Below are 20,692 nucleotides of genomic sequence, written 5' to 3' on the forward strand. Positions count from 1 at the left end.
TCAAGAGTAACAGAAGCCGGCTATAATTCAGCTAAAACTTTCCACTTAACAATGAACCAAACCCATCAACGCGCGTTTCTAAACCCAGCTTTTTTAACATCATATAGGTAGTCGCCACTGAAGAAGACAATACGGGTAAACCAACTCTGTCTTCAATTAGCTGTATCGAAGGTAGTGAAGGCATTTGCACACAGGCAGACGCCACAATTGCATCTACTTTAGTATTGAGTTTTTTAGTAATTTCCACTGGTGCTAATGGATTTTGCCGCCCTACGTCTAAATTATCGGGGATTTCCAGTGAAATACTGTCTACCACCTCAATGCCTTCACTTTCAATATAATCAATCACAAGCTGTGTCAGCGGTTTCATATACGGCGTTAAAATAGACACTTTCTTAGCGCCTATCGCATGCAAACCATCAACCAATGCTCCTGCGCTAGTCACTACTGGCGCTGAATGGCCGTTATCTACCGTTCGTTGGAATAAGCGTTTTTCGGACACTCGATGATAACCCTTACCCATGCTCATAATGGCCACTAAGCAGGCATACCCCAGTACATCAACCGCTGCATCAGACAATTCAATAGCGCAGCGGTCACTATCAGAGTCCATTTTTGCTAATTCTTCTTTGGTCACTTTCTGCATACGCATACGGCTTGAATGGAAAGTGAAGCGTTCCGCAAATAGGGCTTCTCTTGCCCGTAATATGGACGGAATTTCTGTTTCCATCGTCGTATTTGACGATGGGACAATCTGCCCGATACGGTATGTACGTGCTAAACTCATGCCTCGTTCTCCCCAAATGACTCACCTGATTCTGGAAATACGTTTAACGCCTCAGTATCTTGCCCATCACCATGAAAACGTGCGGCGGTTAATGGCCGACGGTTTACCTGTAAATCAAAGATATCAAAACGATTATAATGCCCTGTAATATCATGCATTTGCCGTGGTTGAATGCAGCGATTTAAATCAATTTCACCATAAACGATACCTTCTTCGTCAATCAATGGTTCGCCGACAACACGCCCATCAGGCCCGATAATTCCAGAAAAAGCACTATTTGGCCGAGCCAGTAGCTCCCGTGCTTCTGGGTGAGTTTCAGACATTGCATCAATAATCTCTTCTGACACCGTCGAACAGGAAACTATCGTGAAAACCTTGCCTTCGAAACAGTGGGCTGAAGCGCGCAGACGGATCGCCTCTGCCATGTCATAGTCTTTCGGCGCAACGGGTAAGGCGATATAACTCGCAATATGGACTAACTCACCCTGTGCCAATAAAGCAAAACGAGCCAGTGTATTGGTGTTTTCCCCACAAGCTAAGGCGCCGAGAGGCCCAATACTGGTTTGGTGCACTTTTAATGAGGACGCATCTCCATTTGCCCACGTCAGTTTTTCCGCCCATGTTGGAACTAATTTGCGATGGCGCCCTAAAATTTTTCCTTCATCTGAAATAGTCACTAACGTGTTATATAACGTAGCAATTCCATTCGGATTGCGTTCATTCACCCCTATCACAACATTGATGTGATGACGTGCCGCCGCTTGAGCGATTTTTTGGATTTCAGGCCCTGGGACTTCAATGGCAGATTTGCACAGTTTTTCAAACCATGGGCTGCCGTCTATCGGGTTCATCACCCAGCTCCAATAGGGATAACCAGAAACAAACACCTCTGGAAACGCGACCAATTTCGCCCCGTTGTCTGCCGCTTCTTCAATTAAACGACAAACTTTATCTACCGTAGCATGGGTATCGAGAAACACGGGAGCAGCCTGTACTGCAGCCGCTTTAAATGTCTGCAAATTCAGCATATTTCCCCCTTAAACGGCAACAACTGGATGACGCAATTCACCAATGCTCTCGACATATGCCTCAATGACATCTCCCGGCCAGACCCATTCTTGTGGCGTTCTACCTGCCCCCACACCCTCTGGAGTACCTGTCGCAATGATGTCACCTGGTTCTAATGTGATCCCTTGGCTAATATCTTCAATCAATGCATTTACATTAAATAGCATATGACGTGTATTTGAGGATTGTTTGGTTACCCCATTCACTTTTAAGCTTAAATCTAGGGAATGAGGGTCCGGTATTTCATCAGCAGTGACAATGCAAGGCCCAAATGGCGCATAAGTATCTTGCCCTTTAGAGTAAATCCACTGCCCCGCACGACGGCAATCACGTGCGCTCATATCAATCATCAAGCTGTAACCAAACACATAATTAAGCGCATCTTTTGCCGTAACACTTTTCGCACGCGTGCCGATAATCACTGCCAATTCAACTTCCCAGTCTAATTGTTGGGTAATTTTGGCGTTATGTTCAATAGCATCCCCCGGTCCAATCACTGTAGTTGGTGGCTTAGAAAAAATAACCGGTTGCTTTGGAAGATCTTTTGAAGTGTCTAATGTACGGCTGGATTCCGCCACGTGCTCAACATAATTCAAACCAATACCAAAAATATTTTTACGTGGACGAGGGATTGGAGCCAAAATTTTCACGTTTTGCACCGGCCAAGCAGTCCCAGCAGGAAATTGTCCCTGATAAGAATTTAAGAGTTCAGTTCCAACGCGTACGCCTTGTGGGCCTAAATCGATAAAATCCAACATATTGTCAGGCAAGTATAGCCCTTGCTCTTGGGCAAGAAGAGCTAAATCCACTACTTGATGGTTAACAATTGCTCCTAAACGAGCTGCTGCGGTTACATCAGAACGATAAGTTATTAAGCGCATTTTCTTTCTCCTTGAATGAGGTGTCTCACTCACTTCTTCACGTAAATTGGAATAATAAAATGTTTAAATTAATTAATAATAAATATGGTATTCACCTAGCTAATGACTTTTTGATTCCCATCATTTTCAACTAGAGCTTCTTCATAATAGAGCCCCAAAGATTGCATTACGGGTAAGTCATTAAAGCAAAACAGACATGCATCATCGGTTTGTGAGGTATTCACATGTTCATGGAACATCCATGATGGCACACAGAAAATATCCCGCTCTTGCCAATCAAAACGCTGGCCGTTAATCACCGAATACCCTTGCCCTTTGGCTACTTGATAAATAAAGCTACCCGTATGACGATGAGCTTTACCCACAAAGCCCGGACGTAGTAATTGCATACTTGCCCCAATAGTTGGCATCACCGGCCCACCAGTGAGAGGGTTGGTATAGTGCATTAAAACGTCATCAAATACTGAGCCATCCGCAGCCTTGGCTGCACGGCATAGAGCCTCGTAAGTTGGCCCCCATTGGTATTTAAATAATGGCGAATAAGGTTTATCCCAACCGATATCATGAGGGCGTAATGCCGTTCCCCCCCACATGCCAACTGGGTAGTCGATAGGGCGTGTTTGTGCTTGGTGCAAATCAGGATGCACTTTGTAAAAACCAGCTTCCATGGCATTGACTAACGGGATATCAAGTCCATCTTGCCAGATACAAGGTAAGCCATCTTCCGCAACACCGTGCTCATGCCATGTTCCATTTGGCGTCAGTACAAAGTCGTTGGCTTCTAGCATCATTTTCTGCCCTTCGACAATGGTGTATGCCCCACGCCCTTCCATAATAAAACGCAATGCTGAAGACGAATGAGCATGTGCCGAAGCAGCTTCTCCTGGGTGCATTACTTGCAAACCTGAGTACAGCCAACCGACTGCAGCAGCCACATCTTGGCGGCCGGGGTTATTTAAATAAATTACACGGCGTCCCGCTTTTTCTGGTGTCACCAATTCGACTGAACGTAACACATGCTCACGTAGGTCACGGTAGCGCCACAACACCGGAACTGAACTTGATTTGGGCTGCCATGGTTCAATCTTGTTTGCTACCGTCCATAGTGCGCCTGTCTTCAACGCATCCAATTCTTGGTAATACGCCACTAGTTCAGGGGTATCTGCCACATCGGCACGACCTGCCACATTTTCTCGATATTGGTCATGGGAGCGTGTATTCATGCTGTTTTCCTCTTGGTTTACCAAAGCCTTTAACGCGACTTCAAGGATTGAACGAGTTGCTGGCGCCCATACTCATACGGTGCCGGCCAACAAGTTTCCCACCCATAACGCGCACATTCATGTAAGACCCATGCAGAGTCAGAAAGTAATGGTCGAGATAAAGCGCACAAATCTGCCCGTCCAGCGGCAATAATGCTGTTCACTTGGTCTGCGTCAGTAATCGCACCGACGGCAATAACGGGTATTCCAGCCTCATTACGAATACGGTCTGCCATTGGTGTTTGATACATCCGACCATATATTGGTTGCTGTTGTGGTGATACCTCACCTGAAGAGCAATCAATCATATCCACTCCCACTTGCTTCATTGCACGGCCAATTTCCACTGCATCATCGACCGTCGTTCCACCGTCCACCCAGTCCGTCGTTGAAATACGCACACACAACGGCTTTGACCACACTTGGCGTACAGCATGAATGACAGCTAATGGGAAACGTAAGCGGTTTTCTAATGTTCCACCGTAGTTATCTGTACGCTGATTGGTTAATGGAGAAATAAAGCTCGACAGTAAATAACCCTGTCCTGCTTGCAGTTCAAGCCAGTCAAAACCGGCCTCTTCGGCACGTTTTGCTGCGGCAACAAATTGGCTTACCACCACTGTCATTTGCGCCTCGGATAATTCCACCGGAGTTTGTGAAATATTCGCTAAATAAGGCAACGCTGAAGCAGAAACTAACGGCCAGTTATCCGCATCCAGTGGGTGATTTTCTTTTTCCCACCCTCGCTGAGTTGAACCACGGCGTCCTGCATGACCTAATTGAATCCCAATTTTGGCTTCCGTTTTTTGATGAACAAAATCAGTCACCCGCTGCCATGCGGCGACTTGCTCGTCACTCCAAATACCAACACAGCCTTTTGTCACTCGAGCTTCGGGGGTAATAGCTGTCATTTCAGTCATGACTAATCCCACTCCGCCTAATGCACGACTCCCCAAATGTACCAAGTGAAAATCATCGGGTACGCCCTGATTAGCGCAATACAATAGTGTCGGTGATGCAACCACTCGGTTATTAAGCGTGACACCCCGCACGTGATAAGGCGTCAGCATAGGCGGTACTTTTGCCTTTGAAGTCACACCCGTTTGTGCTGCAAACCACTGCTCGTAATTTTCCAACCATGCAGCATCCCGCACTCGCAAGTTTTCATGGGATATACGCTGTGAACGCGTTAAGAGGGAATAAGCAAATTGCTCTGGTGCTAAGTTTTCATAGCGACAGACATTTTCGAACCACTCTGTCGAATTACGTGCTGCATTCTGAATTTTCAGCACTTCGACACTACGCACCGTCTGGTAATGCGCCAGCCCTTTACGTAAATCACCTTCTGCGGTTTTCAAGCTTTCACACAGCTCAATAGCATCTTCTAATGCTAACTTGGTTCCCGAGCCTATCGAAAAATGGGCCGTATGAGCTGCATCGCCCATCAAGACTACTGGAACATCTTTCCCCTGTGTTGGCTGTGTCCAATGCACCCAATTTTCACAGATGACGCGAGGGAAACGGATCCAAATTGCGGCACCACGTAAATGAGCAGCATTAGCAATCAGTTTTTCACCATCAAGCCACGGTGCAAATAGCTTTTCACAATAAGCGATGCCATCCTCTTGAGACATTTGGTCAATACCCGCTTTAAGCCAAGTTTCTTCCGTCGTTTCAACAATAAAAGTCGATAACCCCTCTTGAAATTGGTAGGCATGCACTTGGAACCAACCGTGCTCATTTTCGGCAAATAAGAAGGTAAAAGCGTCAAAAATTTTCTTTGTGCCCAACCAAACAAAACGGCAACGACGTGGGTCAATATCAGGTTTAAACACGTTTTCGTAACGCGTACGTACCGCACTATTAATACCGTCAGATGCAATGAGCAAATCGGCTTGGTATTCACGAGCAATCGCTTGATCATCTGTGACTTGGGTTTCAAACACCAACTCCACACCCAGTTCCAAGCAACGGTCTTGTAAAATATTGAGTAACTTTTTGCGCCCAATACCAATAAAACCATGGCCACCACTGCGATTACATACACCTTTAAAATGCACATCGATATCATCCCAGTGACTAAATTCTGCAGAAATAGTTTCTGCAGAAACAGGGTCAGCTTGGCGTAAATTAGTGAGTGTGGCATCAGAAAATACCACTCCCCAGCCAAAAGTGTCATAGGGACGATTACGCTCCACCACCACAACACGGTTTTGCGGGTTCTGCAGTTTCATCAGCAACCCGAAATAAAGCCCTGCGGGACCACCGCCAATACACACGATATTCATGGAATTTCTCCTTTACTTACACAGGTTGCTGAGCGGTTAATGCCTGATACAGGGCATCGGGAATGGGGATTGCTTGATGCGTTTCTAATGATGTTGTGACATAGGTTTGCGTCACTTGCATACGCAATACGTTATCAATACCAACACAGCGTTGATGTAACGTCAGAGACTTGCGGCCAATACGTTGGACATGCAGTTCTAGCATCACGTTATCCCCCATTTTACTAATGGCTTTGAACTCTGCTTCTAGGTGTACCGTCGGCAATCCAAAGCGTTGCTCCATGATGTAACCAGCAAAACCTTGAGGAACTAATTCATCAACCCAACGTTCAAGTAAATTATTAAACATCACGAAATACTGGGGATAGAACACGATTCCAGCGGGGTCACACTCCGAAAAGTGGATTTTGTGTGGCTTAGTAAATGTCAGTAAACTCATGATGTTGTCCTTAATTCATTGCTAAACGTTGACGGCATTTTTCTAACTCTTTACCGTGTTCATCAGCTAACGCAGCCTCGCGTAACTCCCGTAAATTAATGGGTGTTAATTTGCTTCCTTGCTGCACAACGATATCCATTAATATTTGGAAATTACGCAATCCTCTTGCATGAGTGTCGCTATAGCCCTTAACAACCCGTTGGCACTGAGTAATTTCTGTTGCTAGAGCAGGGTTAGCTTTCGCTGCTTCAATCACAGTGGCGAGCCATTTTTCAATACGTTGCGTTTCTAGTTGATAGCGTAATGTCGAACGCCGGCCTTTTCGCCATGCCGCTAATACATACAACTGTAAAAAACCAAATAAAGAACTGGTAGTGATAGTGCGCCCTTTTTCGGTCATTTTGCGAAGCGCTTTGTGTAACCAATGTGGGCGCATTAACCAGCGCCCCAAATTTTTGGGAAGCGTTTCGCAAATCTCTTCAATTCTTGGATGCATAAATTCATTGATATCCAATAATTGGCTATCTTTTGCCTGTACTTCATTACGAACGCGAGCAAAGCGGCTATCACGAATTTTAAGGTCAGCAACTCGAATGGTGTCTTCATAGGACATCCACAGTGCTAAGTGGCGTGCAAGTGCTCGTTGCAAACGTTCATCTTGTCCACCCTCTTGCGCAAAGAGGTTATTGAGGCGTTCTAAATACAAAGAGGCATATGCAGGATCTTGGTAATCAATAAGTCGGCGAACCCCTTCAGTGACGAGATACTGCGCATGAGGAGAAAATTCGTGTTGGATACGCGCTAATAGCTGCGATACTTGTTTATTTTTTGGTGAATATACGATGCTTTTTGTTGATTCAGATTGGTACGCATCTTCAGGTTTCGCGGCTTTTTCGGCTCCTAATGTAAAAGCTCGCAAACTTGGCTTTACACCAACACCACCGCGGACAATCGTTTCTTCGAATTGTGCACGGCTAAATGGCAAAACACCGGAGCCAAACAATGCACCAAATAAAACAGCGCTAATCACACTGCCACTTTCTTGTGCCGCTTGCGCCATATCAAAATGAATAAACTGGCGTGCGGATGCCGCAGCATGACGAACCAGTGCTTGGCTATCGACTCGCCCATCACCCATGGCTGATTTTTCAGCAATGGAGTAAACCCGATGTGTCGAGCTAATTAATGTTGTCCGCTCTGGGGTAACAAAACCACGCTGTACCGCTCTGCCCGCTTCCATTAACTCAGAAGCCAATACAACATCTACATCACCAGGCATGGGCATCAGAGCTAACACAGGTGAAGGTGTTTGAGGGTTGTCAGCCCCAGGGAAGAGTTCTACATAATAAATTGTTGCCCCTGTGCGCTGTGCCACACCAGGAACTGAAGTTGTTTGGGCAAAATAGCCGTTTTCTTCACCTAGGTTAACAACCCAGTCAGCAAGCACCCCACCACCTTCACCACCCATGGCTAGAATGGCAATTTTAATCGGCTGTAATGCAACTTTTGTCGATGGTAATGCAGTTGATAACGAATTCATGCATCCCCCTTAAAAACTAAATTGTTCACGTCGACGTGCATCACGACGCTGTAAATAACCAATAAACCAACTACGAACACGGTGACGTAATTTGTCCCAACTATTCGGGTTAGTAATAATTTGAGCCTTAAAGAAAGAAGGGCACAAAACAGCAGCGTGAGAGACTTCGCCACATAACCCACAGCCGACACAGCTATCCATCACTGTTGCAACTGGGTCTGTTCTTAGTGGGTCTTGACTTGGTTTAATGGATAAAGACGGACAACCAGACAAACGAATACAAGAGTGGTCTCCCGTGCAGGTGTCAGGATCGACCCCGAAACGCTCACGTACCACCCGTTTACCGGCAGCAACATCACTGCGTACTTTTTTCTTTTCGCGGCGTTGTTTGTTTAACATGCATTCGCTTTGTGCAATCAGAACTTTTGGACCTTGCTCATCGGTTGTTAGGGCTTCACGTAGCGTATTGGTCATGGCTTTTAAGTCATAGGTGTGTTTAATGGTTTTCACCCAATTGACCCCAACCCCTTTTACTGCTTTTTCAATTTCATGGCCGGTGCTGCGAGTTGGGTTCAGCGCTGTCGACGAGAGAATATCTTGCCCTCCCGTTGCAGACGTATAGTTGTTATCAATAACAATTGTTAAATTATCACTACGATTAAAAACACTGTTGGCAATACCACTGGTTAAACCGTTATGCCAAAAGCCGCCATCACCCATCACTGAAATTGCACGCTTCCCTGCTTTTGCATTCAAGGCCGCAGCACCTGCGCCACCTAACCCATATCCCATGGTGGTGTTACCTAAATTAAATGGCGGTAAGATAGAAAATAGATGACAGCCGATATCGGCACTGACATGGTGTTCGCCTAATTCACGCTCCACTAATTTCATCGCAGTGAAAATAGGTCTTTCAGGGCAACCTGTGCAAAACCCTGGTGGGCGAGCATGGACAGATTCTTCTAATGTCGGCTCTGCCGCATTGACGTACTCAGGTAAGGATTCATCAGGCTGTTGAGTGGCAATATTAATCGTTGGGATACGAATTTGTTTTGCAGCCGCTTTAACTTGTGGCGCTATCTTTCCATAACATTCAAAGAATGAGCGTAAGCCCGCAAGTACTGTCGCAGTATTATATTCTCCCGCCATTGGCAACATATCCTTACCATGGAGAGCAATATCAATCTTGCGTTGACGTAAAATATTCGCCACATTTTGCTCGACAAAATTTGGCTGCCCCTCTTCCAAGATTAAAATCGCTTTTTTATGGCGACAAAAACGTTCAAATTCATCATCAATCAATGGATAAGCTACATTCATCACATATAAGGGAATTTGGCTATTACCAAATACATCGGCTAATCCAAGCTGATTTAATGCGCGGATCAATGTGTTGTAACAACCGCCTTGTAGTGCAATTCCAACATCATCCGAGTCCTCGGAAAAAAACTCATTTAACTCATGTTGTTGAATAAATTTAACTGCTGCGGGCCAGCGAGCTTCTATTTTTTCTTTTTCATGTAAGAAACTAGCGGGAGGTAATACAATGCGACTGACATCTCGGGTTGGGTTCTCGAGTGCATCCTTGACGGTAAATTTTGGATGTTGGTTATCCGCACAAACAAATTGCCCATGAACATGACAAGAACGAATACGCATTTGTAACATAACAGGTGTATTACTGGCTTCAGAGAGCTCAAAGCCATCTTTCACTGCTTGAACGATGGACGGCAAGTTGGGACGAGGGTCAAGCAGCCACATCTGCGATTTCATCGCAAAAGCATGGCTACGCTCTTGCATAATAGAAGAACCTTCACCATAGTCTTCACCAACAATAATTAAAGCCCCCCCTAACACCCCACCAGACGCTAAGTTAGCTAAGGCATCAGACGCGACATTGGTTCCTACAGTGGCTTTAAACGTCACGGCGCCACGCAGTGGATAATTTACAGAGGCTGCCAAAGTTGCCGCTGCAGTTGCTTCGCTTGCGCTATTTTCAAAACGAATACCATATTCGGATAAAATATCTTGCGCATCAGCAAGCACATCCATCAAATGGGAGATGGGAGCACCTTGGTATCCAGCAACATAAGATACGCCTGACTCTAATAACGCTTTTGTGACAGCAAGGATCCCTTCTCCGCTAAAGGTTTCACCTTGCCCCTGCCGTAATTTTTGAACTTCTTGTACAAACGATCGCTCAGCCATTTTAACCTCACCAATCAACATCAGAACGTTTTTATCTTTTTTGTGTTTCTTATTTGTATATCTTTTGTTAATTAAAGGTCAATCCATGATTAATCATGTAAATTAGATTTATGCAGAGAGTGGATAAGGCTTGCAGACAGGGGACAAATAGTGAATTAAAACAACCAGAAAATTCGTTTTCTTTCTAAATAACTTAACAAAAATAACCCAATAAAAATAAATAAAAAATACTGAAAAGTATGAATCAAAAGGAAATAGATCTCACAAAAACAAATGAATCAGGAAAATAAATCACCATAAATAAATTACTTAGAATATTAATCTAATCAAATAAGAAGTAGATGGGTAAATATAGAATACAACATGAAAAATCATGTATATTTTGCTATTGAAAAATAAAAATAACTTTATTTTTTATATTGTTATCGATATCACAATAATCACATAGTTTCTATTTTCTTGCAGTTTTCGGATAGTTTCTGCATGTTTTTATCTAGGTAAGAAAATATGTTTATGTTATGTTCAACTCACAGTTAGTTACGAAATAATTAATAAAATGTTAACAAAAGTAGAGGGAATCCATTTGACTTAAATAGAAGTCATTCCTTCCTCAGGTAATAAGCCATCAAAAATATAATAATTAATTGAATTCATTGAGAAAAACATATAATAAGCAATATTAGTCAGACCCACTTTTGGTTATTCTATAAAGTAGGGTTGGCAAATCATTTTGGAGGTACCTCCGATGTTGAGCAACTCATGGTCCCATTCATCTGCACCTCAGATTGAAAACCAACTCTGTTCTTCAGAGCGTTTATTATTTACCTCAGCAGATCCTGAAGAGATTAAATCGATGGTTGGCCGAGTCATGAAGCCACATCAATTTAACTTACTTAATCCGCATCAACGTCTTGACGCTCGTATGCACTACATCCCAATGGGGGACATTTCTCTTAGTCGCTTGCGCTATGGTGCAGACGTTTCTATTGCACCGGGGCAATTACAAGATTTTTTTCTAGTGCAAATGCCTCTATCAGGTACAGCAATCATCGAAAGTGGCGGAAAATGTATTGAATCAACACCGCAAATGGCGTCACTCCTCAGCCCCGAAGAATCAACAACAATGCGTTGGAATAGCGATAACGATCAATTCATGTTACGTATTTCACGGTCTTTACTTGAAAGATCGCTAGTGGGTCAGCTGGGACATATTCTCGATAAGCCCCTAGTCTTTGAATTAGGATTTGCTTGGCAGTCCTGCATTGCGTGGCGTACTTTAATGAATTACCTCATTGAATGTGCAACCCGTACACCCGATCTTTTGCAACATAAACTGATCACAACACAGGTCGAACAATTAGTTTCTGTCACACTTCTTTCAACCCAAGGCCATAATTATACCGAAGATTCAGGCATGCGAAGAGCAACAATCCGCCCCCGGCACGTACGTCGAGTACAAGAATATTTAGAAGCGCATGCCCATGAGCCAATCACCGTTGAGCAGCTTGCACACATCGCAGGGGTCAGCTTACGTAGCTTATATGCTGGTTTTAAAGAGTTTTTAGATATCAGCCCCATGCAATATTTGCGCGATTTAAGAATGGAACGTGTTCGAGCAGAACTCCTTTCAGGAGAAGCCACAAGCGTCACAGGGGTCGCTTTACGTTGGGGTTTTGCTCATATGGGGCGTTTCAGCGCGGAATATAAACAACGTTATGGTGAGACCCCAAGCCAAAGCATGAAAAAAGCCTAAATTCTCAACAATATCTTTCTTACAAATAGCCCCATATTGTTATGTAAAGGCAATATGGGGTTTTTAATATGCAAATATGTTTTAAAAAGGTATCGATGCTTTCAAATAAATTTGGGAGCCTTCCGGTCGGTTTCTGACTTCAAAATCCTTTTCCCATTTAGCAGTAAATAACCATCCTTGCGGGTTTGCATAGCGAATTGAAGGGCCAATGGAATAAGCTCGAGCTTTCCCTTGTGCTGAATTTGGCCCACTGTCATCTGTCGTTTGCCAAAATGCATAGCCCCCAATTCCTGCCACCCAACCATTACCAAACCCCCAACCTAGGGCGTAATCCGCATGAAAAGCTTGGCCTGAGCGTGTTTTAGTATCGTTATTACGAAAGTTAAAGTCATACATCATTTTCAAGTCAGCATTAACACCAACTGGGGGAATATAGCTAATTGCCCATACTGGCTGCAGTGCCCAGTAATTCTTACCTAAGCTTGAGGGATCCGTTTTGCTGTATTTACCCGTAGGCGCATATGCATCTAACCCAAACACATAGTGTAAATCGGCTGAAGGGTGAAACCCTAATGCAGGACCAAATGTAATATCACCAAGGCCGCGACTGGTATCCTTCTTACCAGCGGCTTTCGCAGTGACATCCAATAATGGCACTATCGTATGAAAAGCGAGGTCACCACCAAAGACTTTTTGGTCTGTCACCCAAATCAGTCGAGGTGCTAATACGTTCACATTGACGCTAAACCCCGGAACTGGGATTTTATCTCCTTTATTATCGCGAATACTGTCGTAATGCGCATTTCCACCATACATCAGTACATGAACCCCTTGCGGCGGCAATGCACCTGACATAAAGTTTTCTAGCCCATCAGGGTATACCCCCAAACCGCCGCCTTCGGTGGCAATCGTACCAAACGATAGTACGCAGAGACAAGAACCTGCTACAAGCTTACCGATTATTGTTTTTTTCATCATGTTTCCTGCCATAGTGGATTGTTTTACTGTGTGTGCTTTGCCTGTTATGTCGCAAATCCCTTGCGGATTTATTATGTCCTGCGTTTGACTGCCAATTTTTGGGCAACAAGGTAACCTGAGCCACCACCAAGACCGGGACCAGGATGTGTTGAAGCACCGATATGAAAAAGATTTTTGACTGCGGTTTGATGTGTCTTTGTTTGGCCCGTCGCAGAAAAAGGTCGCAACCAGAAGAATTGATCGGGAGAACATGTCCCTGAATAAGGATCTCCGCCGACAAGGTTACAGTTATAGTTTTCCAAATCTGCCGGAGAAATGGCTTTGCGGCCAACAATAAGCGAAGAAAAGCCGGGCATAACAAGTTCCAAACGTTGCTGAATTCGGTCAGCAACAGCTTCTCGCACTTGCTCATTCCAACACCCATCATCTGGTATTGAAATTTCACCAGCAGAATCCCCTTTTAAAACTCGGGGAAGCTCCTGCATTTGGATCCATAAGATCCACCCTCCGTCAGGAGCTCGACTGGGATCAAGCGTGGTGGGCTGGCCAATACCAAATGTCGGTTTATCCGGTAAGTAGCCATTGTTTGCCTGCGTTACCGACAAACACACTTGTTCCATGCTTTCGGTGAAATGGACCAGTGGTACATTTAGCAATTCAGGGTTACACCACGGAGGAGGTGCGCTTAAAGCAAAATGAATTTGCATCCCCGCCCGTCCATAGCGGTAGCCTCTAGCTTTTTGTCTTACTTGAGAGGAAACGTTATCGAGCAATGAGCCATATAACTGCGTTGGGGTGACGTTACAAACCACACTTTCAGACGCAGTGACGATTTGCCCATTCACTTTCACTCCTTTAGCTCGTTGGTTTTTTCCCTCGCCGACAGTGATAATTTTTTCAACATGCATACCCGTTTTTAGTTGACCACCGTGTGCTTCAATAACCTGCGCAAAAGACTCCACAATGCGAGCACTACCGCCTTTCACTACAGGCATTCCCCCTGCGACCACAGCTGCAAAGGTTAATTTTCCAATTAATGCAGAGCTGGCTTCGTCTGGCCCCAGTCCAGTATGCAATACCCACGGTGCCATCAAAGCTCGACTAAAATCATGTTGTAATTCACGTTCTGACCAACGGCGAAAGCTTTCTATTCCCGCTTTTGCAAAATCAAGCAAGCCATCAACCCTACGTTTTCGCCATTCTGAAAATAATAATTTCAACATGTTAGCACTGTAGGGATTTTGCCCTAATAGGCCAAACGTCAGTGCTGCGTCTTGCGTAAACAGTTGTTCAGCCATATTACGAAATGCTAAGCCGTCCCCGGGAGCCAATTGGTCAAGTTGTTTCGCCGCTTGGCCGATATCCCGCTTCAGTGCTATCGACTGGCCATCCGGTTGCACTAAACCCGTTGAATAATCACACTGAGCAAACTCTAATCCATACTGTTTTAAATAGGGTTCTAATTCTTGGTATCCTGGGCTGCCAACAAATAAGGAGTACCAGCAAGAAAGTAGGTCGTGGGTATAGCCCTCAAATAAATTTTCAGTGCGGATACAGCCCCCTAAGCGGTCATTTCGCTCAAGAACCAAGACGGACTTTCCACGTACCGCCAACAAGGCGGCACACATCAATGAGTTCAGTCCACTGCCCACGATAATCACTTGAGGGGTCGAATTTGTCGTCATACCTCACCCCACAAGTGCGAGTACACGTAGCGGGCTACCTGAACCCCCTTCAATTTTAAGTGGCGCAGCAACTATCACGATGCCTGTTGCAGGCAGTTTGTCGAGATTCGTCAAGCATTGCAGACCATATTTATTATTGCCATGCATTAAAGTGTGACAGGGATAAGGTACTGGCCAACTGTATGATTGACCCGCATCTGTATTAATGGTTTCAACACCAAACCCTTTGACATCACGCTGATGAATTAACCACTCTACCGCTTCTTGAGATGGCCCTGGAGTGTGTGCACCATCTTCTCGCATACTTACATAAGCAGCTGGGTCATTCGCCTTTTTCGACCAATCCGTTCTAAAAAGCACCCAAGCCCCTTTAGGTATTTTGCCATGTGTTTCTTCCCACTTTTGTAAAAACTCCACAGTTAACACCCAATCTGAGTTTTGAGCGACTTCTTTACTGGCATCCACCACGACCGCTGGTGCTACAAAATTTTCCACAGGAATAGTATCAACGGTGTTATTGACTTGGTCTTTACCACTAATCCAATGAATTGGCGCATCAAAATGCGTGCCAGTATGTTCTCCACAGCTAAAATTATTCCAATACCATGCTGGGCCGTTATCATCGTAGCGAGAAATTTGTTCCATGCTAAATGACCATACTTGTCCAAATTGTTCTGGCAGTTGCAGTGCAGGAAATGATGGAGACAAGGTTTGTGTCAGGTCAATAACTTGAATATTTCCTTGCTGCAATTGTGTAGCAAATGCCATTAATGTTTGCTGGTTCATAGTCTCTCCCGCGCTCAAGGCGCTTCATGTAGGGCAGTAAAGCTACCGCCATGGAACACTAACGGCTTACCCGTTTGACTACCGATACGGCGAACATGCCCCACCATCAATAAATGGTCACCAATCGTGTCTTGCTTATGGTTTTCGCACACCAATGTGGCAATAGCGCCATGCAAGGCAGGAACACCTTCTGGTGTCAGGTGAATCGACACATCTGCAAATTTGTTTTCAATGCGCGGGTTCGCAAAACGCATCGCAAGCTCTTGGTGACCATGCCCTAAAATATTGATAGTAAAGTGAGAACAATCACGAAAGACCGCTAAATTGGGTGAGTGATTTACTAAGCTCCATAGCACTAAAGGTGGATCAAGTGATAACGAAGCAAATGAGTTGATAGTCAACCCAACATCACGCCCATCTGCAGTTCGAGTGGTCACAATCGCCACGCCTGTTGGGTAGCATCCCAGCAGGTTGCGCAATATTTTTGATTCAAACTCAGTTTGGCCCCATTCGCTATCACACATGGCTATATCCTCTGCAACCATAGACATATTGATATCTCCCCCATTAAGCTCTGGCTTCTTCAATCATTTGTGATTGAATATAAGCCTCACAGGCAGCTCCATCTTTCCACCAAGGGAATAATATTGGTGGATAATTAAAGGCATTCGCGATGGTGTGTGCGAGGGATGGCAGCTGCTGGGCTGCACCCAATAGATGTAAAATATGCGGCTCAGGTGGAGCGAGTAAAGAATTGGTCCATTCCACAACATGGCGACCATATTTCCAGAACTGCTCAAATGTGTCATTCATCCACTCGGCAGTGTAGGGCTTGTCACCACGGGCTAAGATTGCGTCATAGTAAACTTTGCAGGCTTTGGTCGCGTTATTTGATCCTTGGCCAGTCAGTGGATCATTGGTGACTAGTGCATCTCCTAAACCAAACACAATGTTACCTGATGGCAAAGTTAACACCGGTTTTCGCACTGTTGGTGCAAATCTTCCTGCTAAGATGCCATTATCATCTGTTAGTTCAACGTTGTGACAACGTTCAGCTTCCCAAGGTAAATAGGTATTGAGAATTTTTTTACTGTAAGCCAAATGTTCCTGTGGAGTACGCGCTTCATTCCATTGATCCATCGGCCCACCGGGGATCCCCTCAAACACCATAATGTGGCAATCACCGCTATTCGTCAGTGATGGGAAGACGAAATACTCCCCTACACCAGGGATCAAATTGAAAGACACTTGTGAAAATTCTGGGGTTGGTAACATGCCATGCACGTAAGTCAGTGCTAAGGCACGTTGTGGCTTGTCATAAGGTGAGCGGGTCGTATCGCGCTCAAGCAATTTCACAATTTCCCCTTTCCCGCCAGCCAACACGACTAAGTCGTGCGTTTGCGCTAAGCGTTCCAGTTCTGCGATACCAACATCTTCAATGCGTAAATTCCCCCCACGAGCAGCGAATAATTCCATCCAGTAAGGCATTTTGATACGTTGGTCGACAGCTTGGGCGTAATTATCGAGACGCGAGCGCCAAGAAATCACTTTTTCCCCTGCTTTTTCGGGATGAGGAACAGTAAAACCAATGCCTTCAACTGGCGGACACTTTTCTTCCCAAAAATTGATCCCTAAATCACGCTCAAATTGCAGTGAAATATCGAACATGCACTGACTCGACATCACGCGGCCATTTTTAACATCATCTGGTGTGCGGTTGGTGGCAACCGTGACTTCATAGCCTTTATCAAGTAGACCTAAAGCCAATGGCATACCCGCTTGACCACCACCTACAATAGCGATACGGCGCATAGTATTTTCCTTTGAAAAATAGTGAGAATGGTGTCTTACTGTGCAAGACGAGGGATTGCGGGCTTAGCTTGTTCAGGCCCCATAGCGGAGTAACCGCCATCAACAGCATAATCAGCACCAGTAACAAAACTGGCCAAGTCAGAAAGTAGGAACGCGACAACCTGAGCGACTTCTTCTGGGTCACCAACGCGTTTTAATAAATGGTAGTCAGCAGCGACACGGTCAGTTTTTTGGCGGTCACCTCCAGTGATTTCATCCATTACTCGAGACCAAGTCCAGCCAGGAGATACCGAATTGACACGAATACCCTCACCCGCATAATCCATTGCTTGGCTGCGAGTTACCTCCAACATGGTGGCTTTAGATGCGGGGTAGAGCCAGCGGCCTGTTTGCGCGACAGAAGAGGAAATACTGGTGAAATTGACGATGGCACCTTTGCCCGATTTTACAAAGTGTACTTTTGCAAACTGTGCGGCCATCACCGCACTTACCACATTTATGTTCAATGCAGTGAGCCAATCCTGCCTTGAGGATAACTGGCCTTCATCGAGATAAGTGGCAGCCAGATTAACTAAAAAATCGAGTTGCCCATATTTTTGTGCAACACGGTCAATGCCTTGTTTAAGCTGTTGATCGTCAGTGATATCGACAGAGAGAAAATCAATATTGGGCTCACTTTGAGCCACCTTTTCACCATTCACAGAATCAATATCAAAAATCGTGACTTTTACACCGTAATCACTCAATACTTTCGCGACGGTTGCACCAATTTTGGTCGCCCCACCGGTAACAATGGCAATTTTATTATTCAAACCTTTCATCTTAGGCACCCTCTTTCTCTCCCCATTCAATTACAATGAGTTTACAAAAAATTAACATAACGAATAGTTACGCAAATATGCTGAAAAGCGGTAGCCGAAGGGCGCAAAAAATATCCATTCTGTGCGGTAATTTAAATAGTAAGGTAATGATATAACTAGGTAAATAGCCACTTTTGGCAGTGGCTATCCAAATAATGAAAAGTATGGCTAATCGCAGAAATTAATGAAACTGCTTATGGACGTTCTAAAATACGGGCGCCGGGGCCTTTCCGGCCAAGCACATCATCAGGGTTACGCAATGGACAATCACTTAATGATAAGCAACCGCAACCAATACAGTTATCCAATTCATTACGTAAACGCGTCAATTGCCGAATACGCTTATCTAAAGATTTACGCCATTGTGTCGACATCTCCTGCCATTGTTCTGAAGTCAGCGCACTATTTGCAGGAAAACGCCCTAGTGCATCTTGAATTTCATGTAATGGGATCCCTGTACTTTGCGCGACTTTAATAATGGCAATATAACGCAGTACAACAGAGTGAAATCGTCGCTGATTCCCTTGAGTTCGAGTACTTTGAATGAGTCCCTTTGATTCATAAAAATGGACTGTAGAAACAGGTACTCCTGAGCGTTTTGCCACTTCGCCCACCGTTAGTGCCCGCGTAAAATCAATTTTTTTCCCCTCGCTTTTCTGAGGTTTTATCGTTTTTGTGTCTTTGTCCGCCATTTTATCTCACCTTTGCTTGACCTCAACTTAACTTAAGGTTTTATAGTGCCACCCTGCTAGTTTGTCAATTGAGGTTACTTTTTAAAAGGGGATAGGTTTATGCCATCGGTGATTACCAAAATGTTAGAAAGCAATAGCTTATGGATTATTGCTCGCTTACTCATCTTGGTTTTATTTATTTCATCTGGTTTAGCCAAAGTTTTTGATTATGAAAATAGTCTGGCCGAAATGCGCGCCGCAGGTCTGCACCCAGATTGGTTTTTCAACATTGCTTCTGCCGCTGTCATGTTAGTTGGCTCTGCTCTTGTGCTATTTAATCGTCTTTTATGGCTTGGAACTGGGGCGCTAGCCGTGTTTTTGTTCCTCACAATTGTGGTTGTCCACACCTTTTGGATCTACACGGGAGAACAGGCTCAAATCGCGATGTTTTGGGCAATTGAACATATCGCTGTTATTGGGGGCTTAATTGCTATCGCCATTGCAGGGCATTTTCGAGGTCTTTATTTCGCGTTAAAAGCGCAGAAATAGAAGGAAAATTTAATGAATAAAAAAACAATAATGACACTTTGTTCCGTTTTAATCGCTGTTGGGGCGGGTAGCGCGATTTATTCGACCTATGCCCAAAATGAGGAAGACGAACAAGCAGCTTACCAATATCCACCCGTAAAAGTGGCATTGGCTCCTGTTAGCTTAGATACCGCGCCTCGCACCTTTTACGGCGTGGGTGAGTTAGAAGCTGGCAGCCAAGTGTTAGTCGCGGCAGAAACCAATGGCCGTATTACGAAAATTGCATTTGAATCTGGCCAACAAGTCAAAAAAGGCCAATTATTAGTGCAGCTCAATGATGCCGTTGAACAAGCGGATTTATCACGTTACCAAGCACAGTTGCGAAATGCGGCTCGCTTATACGAAAGAACCCGTTCATTATCTGCGCAACATTTAGTGGCAGAGGCTCAAGTGGATAGCACACGTGCTGAACGTGATATTGCCCAAGGCCTAATCCGTCAAACCCAAGCATTAATTGCACAAAAAACGATCCGAGCGCCATTCGACGGAACGATAGGTATTCGCCAAGTCCATGAAGGTCAATATTTAAACCCCGGCGAAGCTATTGCCAGCTTGGTGGATACCCAAACCTTAAAGCTCAATTTCTCTTTAGATGAACAGGCCTCACCGGAACTGCATCAAGGGCAAATTGTTGATATTACGGTTGATGCTTATCCCAATAAAACATTTCCAGCTCGTATTACTGCCATTGATCCACTCATTGGTAAATCACGCACTATCGCCCTGCAAGCCACACTGGAAAATAGTGATGGCACCTTAAAAGCAGGGATGTACGCCAACGTGAATGTGGTACGCCAAGCCAGTAATGAGGTCATTACGATCCCAGAAACCGCAGTCACTTATACCGCCTATGGCGATACTGTGTTTATTACGCAAGGTGAAGGGGATGCGATGACTGTTAAGCGAGTGTCCGTAAAAACGGGGCAACGTTGGGATGGCAAAATTGAAATAGAGCACGGCTTAAGTGCTAACGATAAAGTCGTCACTTCTGGGCAATTACGCTTAAACGACGGCTCCGCTATCACTCCAGTTGCCCAAGATACATTGTCTGAATCTGTCGCTAACACAGCTCAAGGTTCATAAGGA

The 20,692-nt window shown here is 44.8% G+C and carries 18 protein-coding genes; 3 read left to right on the forward strand and 15 right to left on the reverse strand.

The window, feature by feature from the left end; translation table 11 throughout:
- Positions 1–31 precede the first annotated feature (31 nt).
- The 8 genes from PSE60_RS17430 to PSE60_RS17465 form a co-directional block, all read right to left on the reverse strand.
- Entirely contained in the window at positions 32–787 is a 756-nt protein-coding gene (locus PSE60_RS17430) for a maleate cis-trans isomerase family protein (RefSeq protein ID WP_272666258.1), read from the reverse strand.
- On the reverse strand, positions 784–1,815 hold the full coding sequence (locus PSE60_RS17435) for a carbon-nitrogen hydrolase family protein (protein ID WP_272666259.1): 1,032 nt from the start codon (positions 1,813–1,815) through the stop codon (positions 784–786). The genes PSE60_RS17430 and PSE60_RS17435 overlap by 4 nt, the downstream gene beginning before the upstream one ends.
- Before the next feature lie 9 nt (positions 1,816–1,824).
- Positions 1,825–2,736: a fumarylacetoacetate hydrolase family protein gene (locus PSE60_RS17440; protein ID WP_272666260.1), complete on the reverse strand. Its 912-nt coding sequence runs from the start codon at positions 2,734–2,736 to the stop codon at positions 1,825–1,827.
- A 95-nt stretch (positions 2,737–2,831) separates the two neighbouring features.
- Entirely contained in the window at positions 2,832–3,959 is a 1,128-nt protein-coding gene (locus PSE60_RS17445) for a cupin domain-containing protein (protein ID WP_210840024.1), read from the reverse strand.
- 29 nt (positions 3,960–3,988) lie between these two features.
- Positions 3,989–6,286: a bifunctional salicylyl-CoA 5-hydroxylase/oxidoreductase gene (locus PSE60_RS17450; RefSeq protein WP_210840023.1), complete on the reverse strand. Its 2,298-nt coding sequence runs from the start codon at positions 6,284–6,286 to the stop codon at positions 3,989–3,991.
- A 16-nt stretch (positions 6,287–6,302) separates the two neighbouring features.
- Complete coding sequence (locus PSE60_RS17455) at positions 6,303–6,725, reverse strand: acyl-CoA thioesterase (RefSeq protein ID WP_272666261.1); 423 nt, start codon at positions 6,723–6,725, stop codon at positions 6,303–6,305.
- A 10-nt stretch (positions 6,726–6,735) separates the two neighbouring features.
- The gene (locus tag PSE60_RS17460) at positions 6,736–8,265 is read right to left on the reverse strand and encodes an indolepyruvate oxidoreductase subunit beta family protein (RefSeq protein ID WP_272666262.1); all 1,530 of its coding nucleotides are present in this window, start codon (positions 8,263–8,265) and stop codon (positions 6,736–6,738) included.
- A gap of 9 nt (positions 8,266–8,274) precedes the next feature.
- Positions 8,275–10,473 (reverse strand): indolepyruvate ferredoxin oxidoreductase subunit alpha, encoded by a 2,199-nt coding sequence (locus tag PSE60_RS17465; RefSeq protein WP_272666263.1) that lies wholly within the window; start codon positions 10,471–10,473, stop codon positions 8,275–8,277.
- 745 nt (positions 10,474–11,218) lie between these two features.
- On the opposite strand from PSE60_RS17465, the gene PSE60_RS17470 reads away from it, so the two are divergent.
- Complete coding sequence (locus PSE60_RS17470; protein WP_272666264.1) at positions 11,219–12,226, forward strand: AraC family transcriptional regulator; 1,008 nt, start codon at positions 11,219–11,221, stop codon at positions 12,224–12,226.
- A gap of 81 nt (positions 12,227–12,307) precedes the next feature.
- Here the strand turns inward: PSE60_RS17470 and PSE60_RS17475 are convergent, their stop codons facing one another.
- From PSE60_RS17475 to soxR, 7 genes are all read right to left on the reverse strand, one after another.
- Entirely contained in the window at positions 12,308–13,201 is an 894-nt protein-coding gene (locus tag PSE60_RS17475; protein WP_272666265.1) for a SphA family protein, read from the reverse strand.
- Between the two features lie 74 nt (positions 13,202–13,275).
- Complete coding sequence (locus tag PSE60_RS17480) at positions 13,276–14,889, reverse strand: phytoene desaturase family protein (protein ID WP_272666266.1); 1,614 nt, start codon at positions 14,887–14,889, stop codon at positions 13,276–13,278.
- A gap of 3 nt (positions 14,890–14,892) precedes the next feature.
- Entirely contained in the window at positions 14,893–15,675 is a 783-nt protein-coding gene (locus PSE60_RS17485; RefSeq protein ID WP_272666267.1) for a cyclase family protein, read from the reverse strand.
- Positions 15,676–15,689: 14 nt separating this feature from the next.
- Positions 15,690–16,226, reverse strand: a complete 537-nt coding sequence (locus PSE60_RS17490; RefSeq protein ID WP_247605438.1) for a flavin reductase family protein — start codon at positions 16,224–16,226, stop codon at positions 15,690–15,692.
- A gap of 16 nt (positions 16,227–16,242) precedes the next feature.
- Positions 16,243–17,487 carry a styrene monooxygenase/indole monooxygenase family protein gene (locus PSE60_RS17495; protein ID WP_272666268.1) on the reverse strand — a complete coding sequence of 415 codons (1,245 nt, stop codon included), beginning with the start codon at positions 17,485–17,487 and terminating at the stop codon, positions 16,243–16,245.
- A gap of 35 nt (positions 17,488–17,522) precedes the next feature.
- Positions 17,523–18,308: an SDR family oxidoreductase gene (locus PSE60_RS17500; RefSeq protein WP_272666269.1), complete on the reverse strand. Its 786-nt coding sequence runs from the start codon at positions 18,306–18,308 to the stop codon at positions 17,523–17,525.
- Between the two features lie 233 nt (positions 18,309–18,541).
- On the reverse strand, positions 18,542–19,039 hold the full coding sequence (gene soxR, locus PSE60_RS17505; protein ID WP_272666270.1) for a redox-sensitive transcriptional activator SoxR: 498 nt from the start codon (positions 19,037–19,039) through the stop codon (positions 18,542–18,544).
- A 99-nt stretch (positions 19,040–19,138) separates the two neighbouring features.
- On the opposite strand from soxR, the gene PSE60_RS17510 reads away from it, so the two are divergent.
- Together PSE60_RS17510 and PSE60_RS17515 are read left to right on the forward strand one after the other, a co-directional pair.
- A complete protein-coding gene (locus tag PSE60_RS17510) occupies positions 19,139–19,567 on the forward strand; it encodes a DoxX family protein (protein ID WP_272666271.1) in 429 nt (142 codons plus the stop codon).
- A gap of 12 nt (positions 19,568–19,579) precedes the next feature.
- Complete coding sequence (locus tag PSE60_RS17515; protein ID WP_272666272.1) at positions 19,580–20,689, forward strand: efflux RND transporter periplasmic adaptor subunit; 1,110 nt, start codon at positions 19,580–19,582, stop codon at positions 20,687–20,689.
- Positions 20,690–20,692 lie beyond the last annotated feature (3 nt).

The sequence above is a fragment of the Providencia sp. PROV174 genome, from assembly GCF_028480685.1.
In the GTDB taxonomy this organism is placed as follows: domain Bacteria; phylum Pseudomonadota; class Gammaproteobacteria; order Enterobacterales; family Enterobacteriaceae; genus Providencia; species Providencia rettgeri.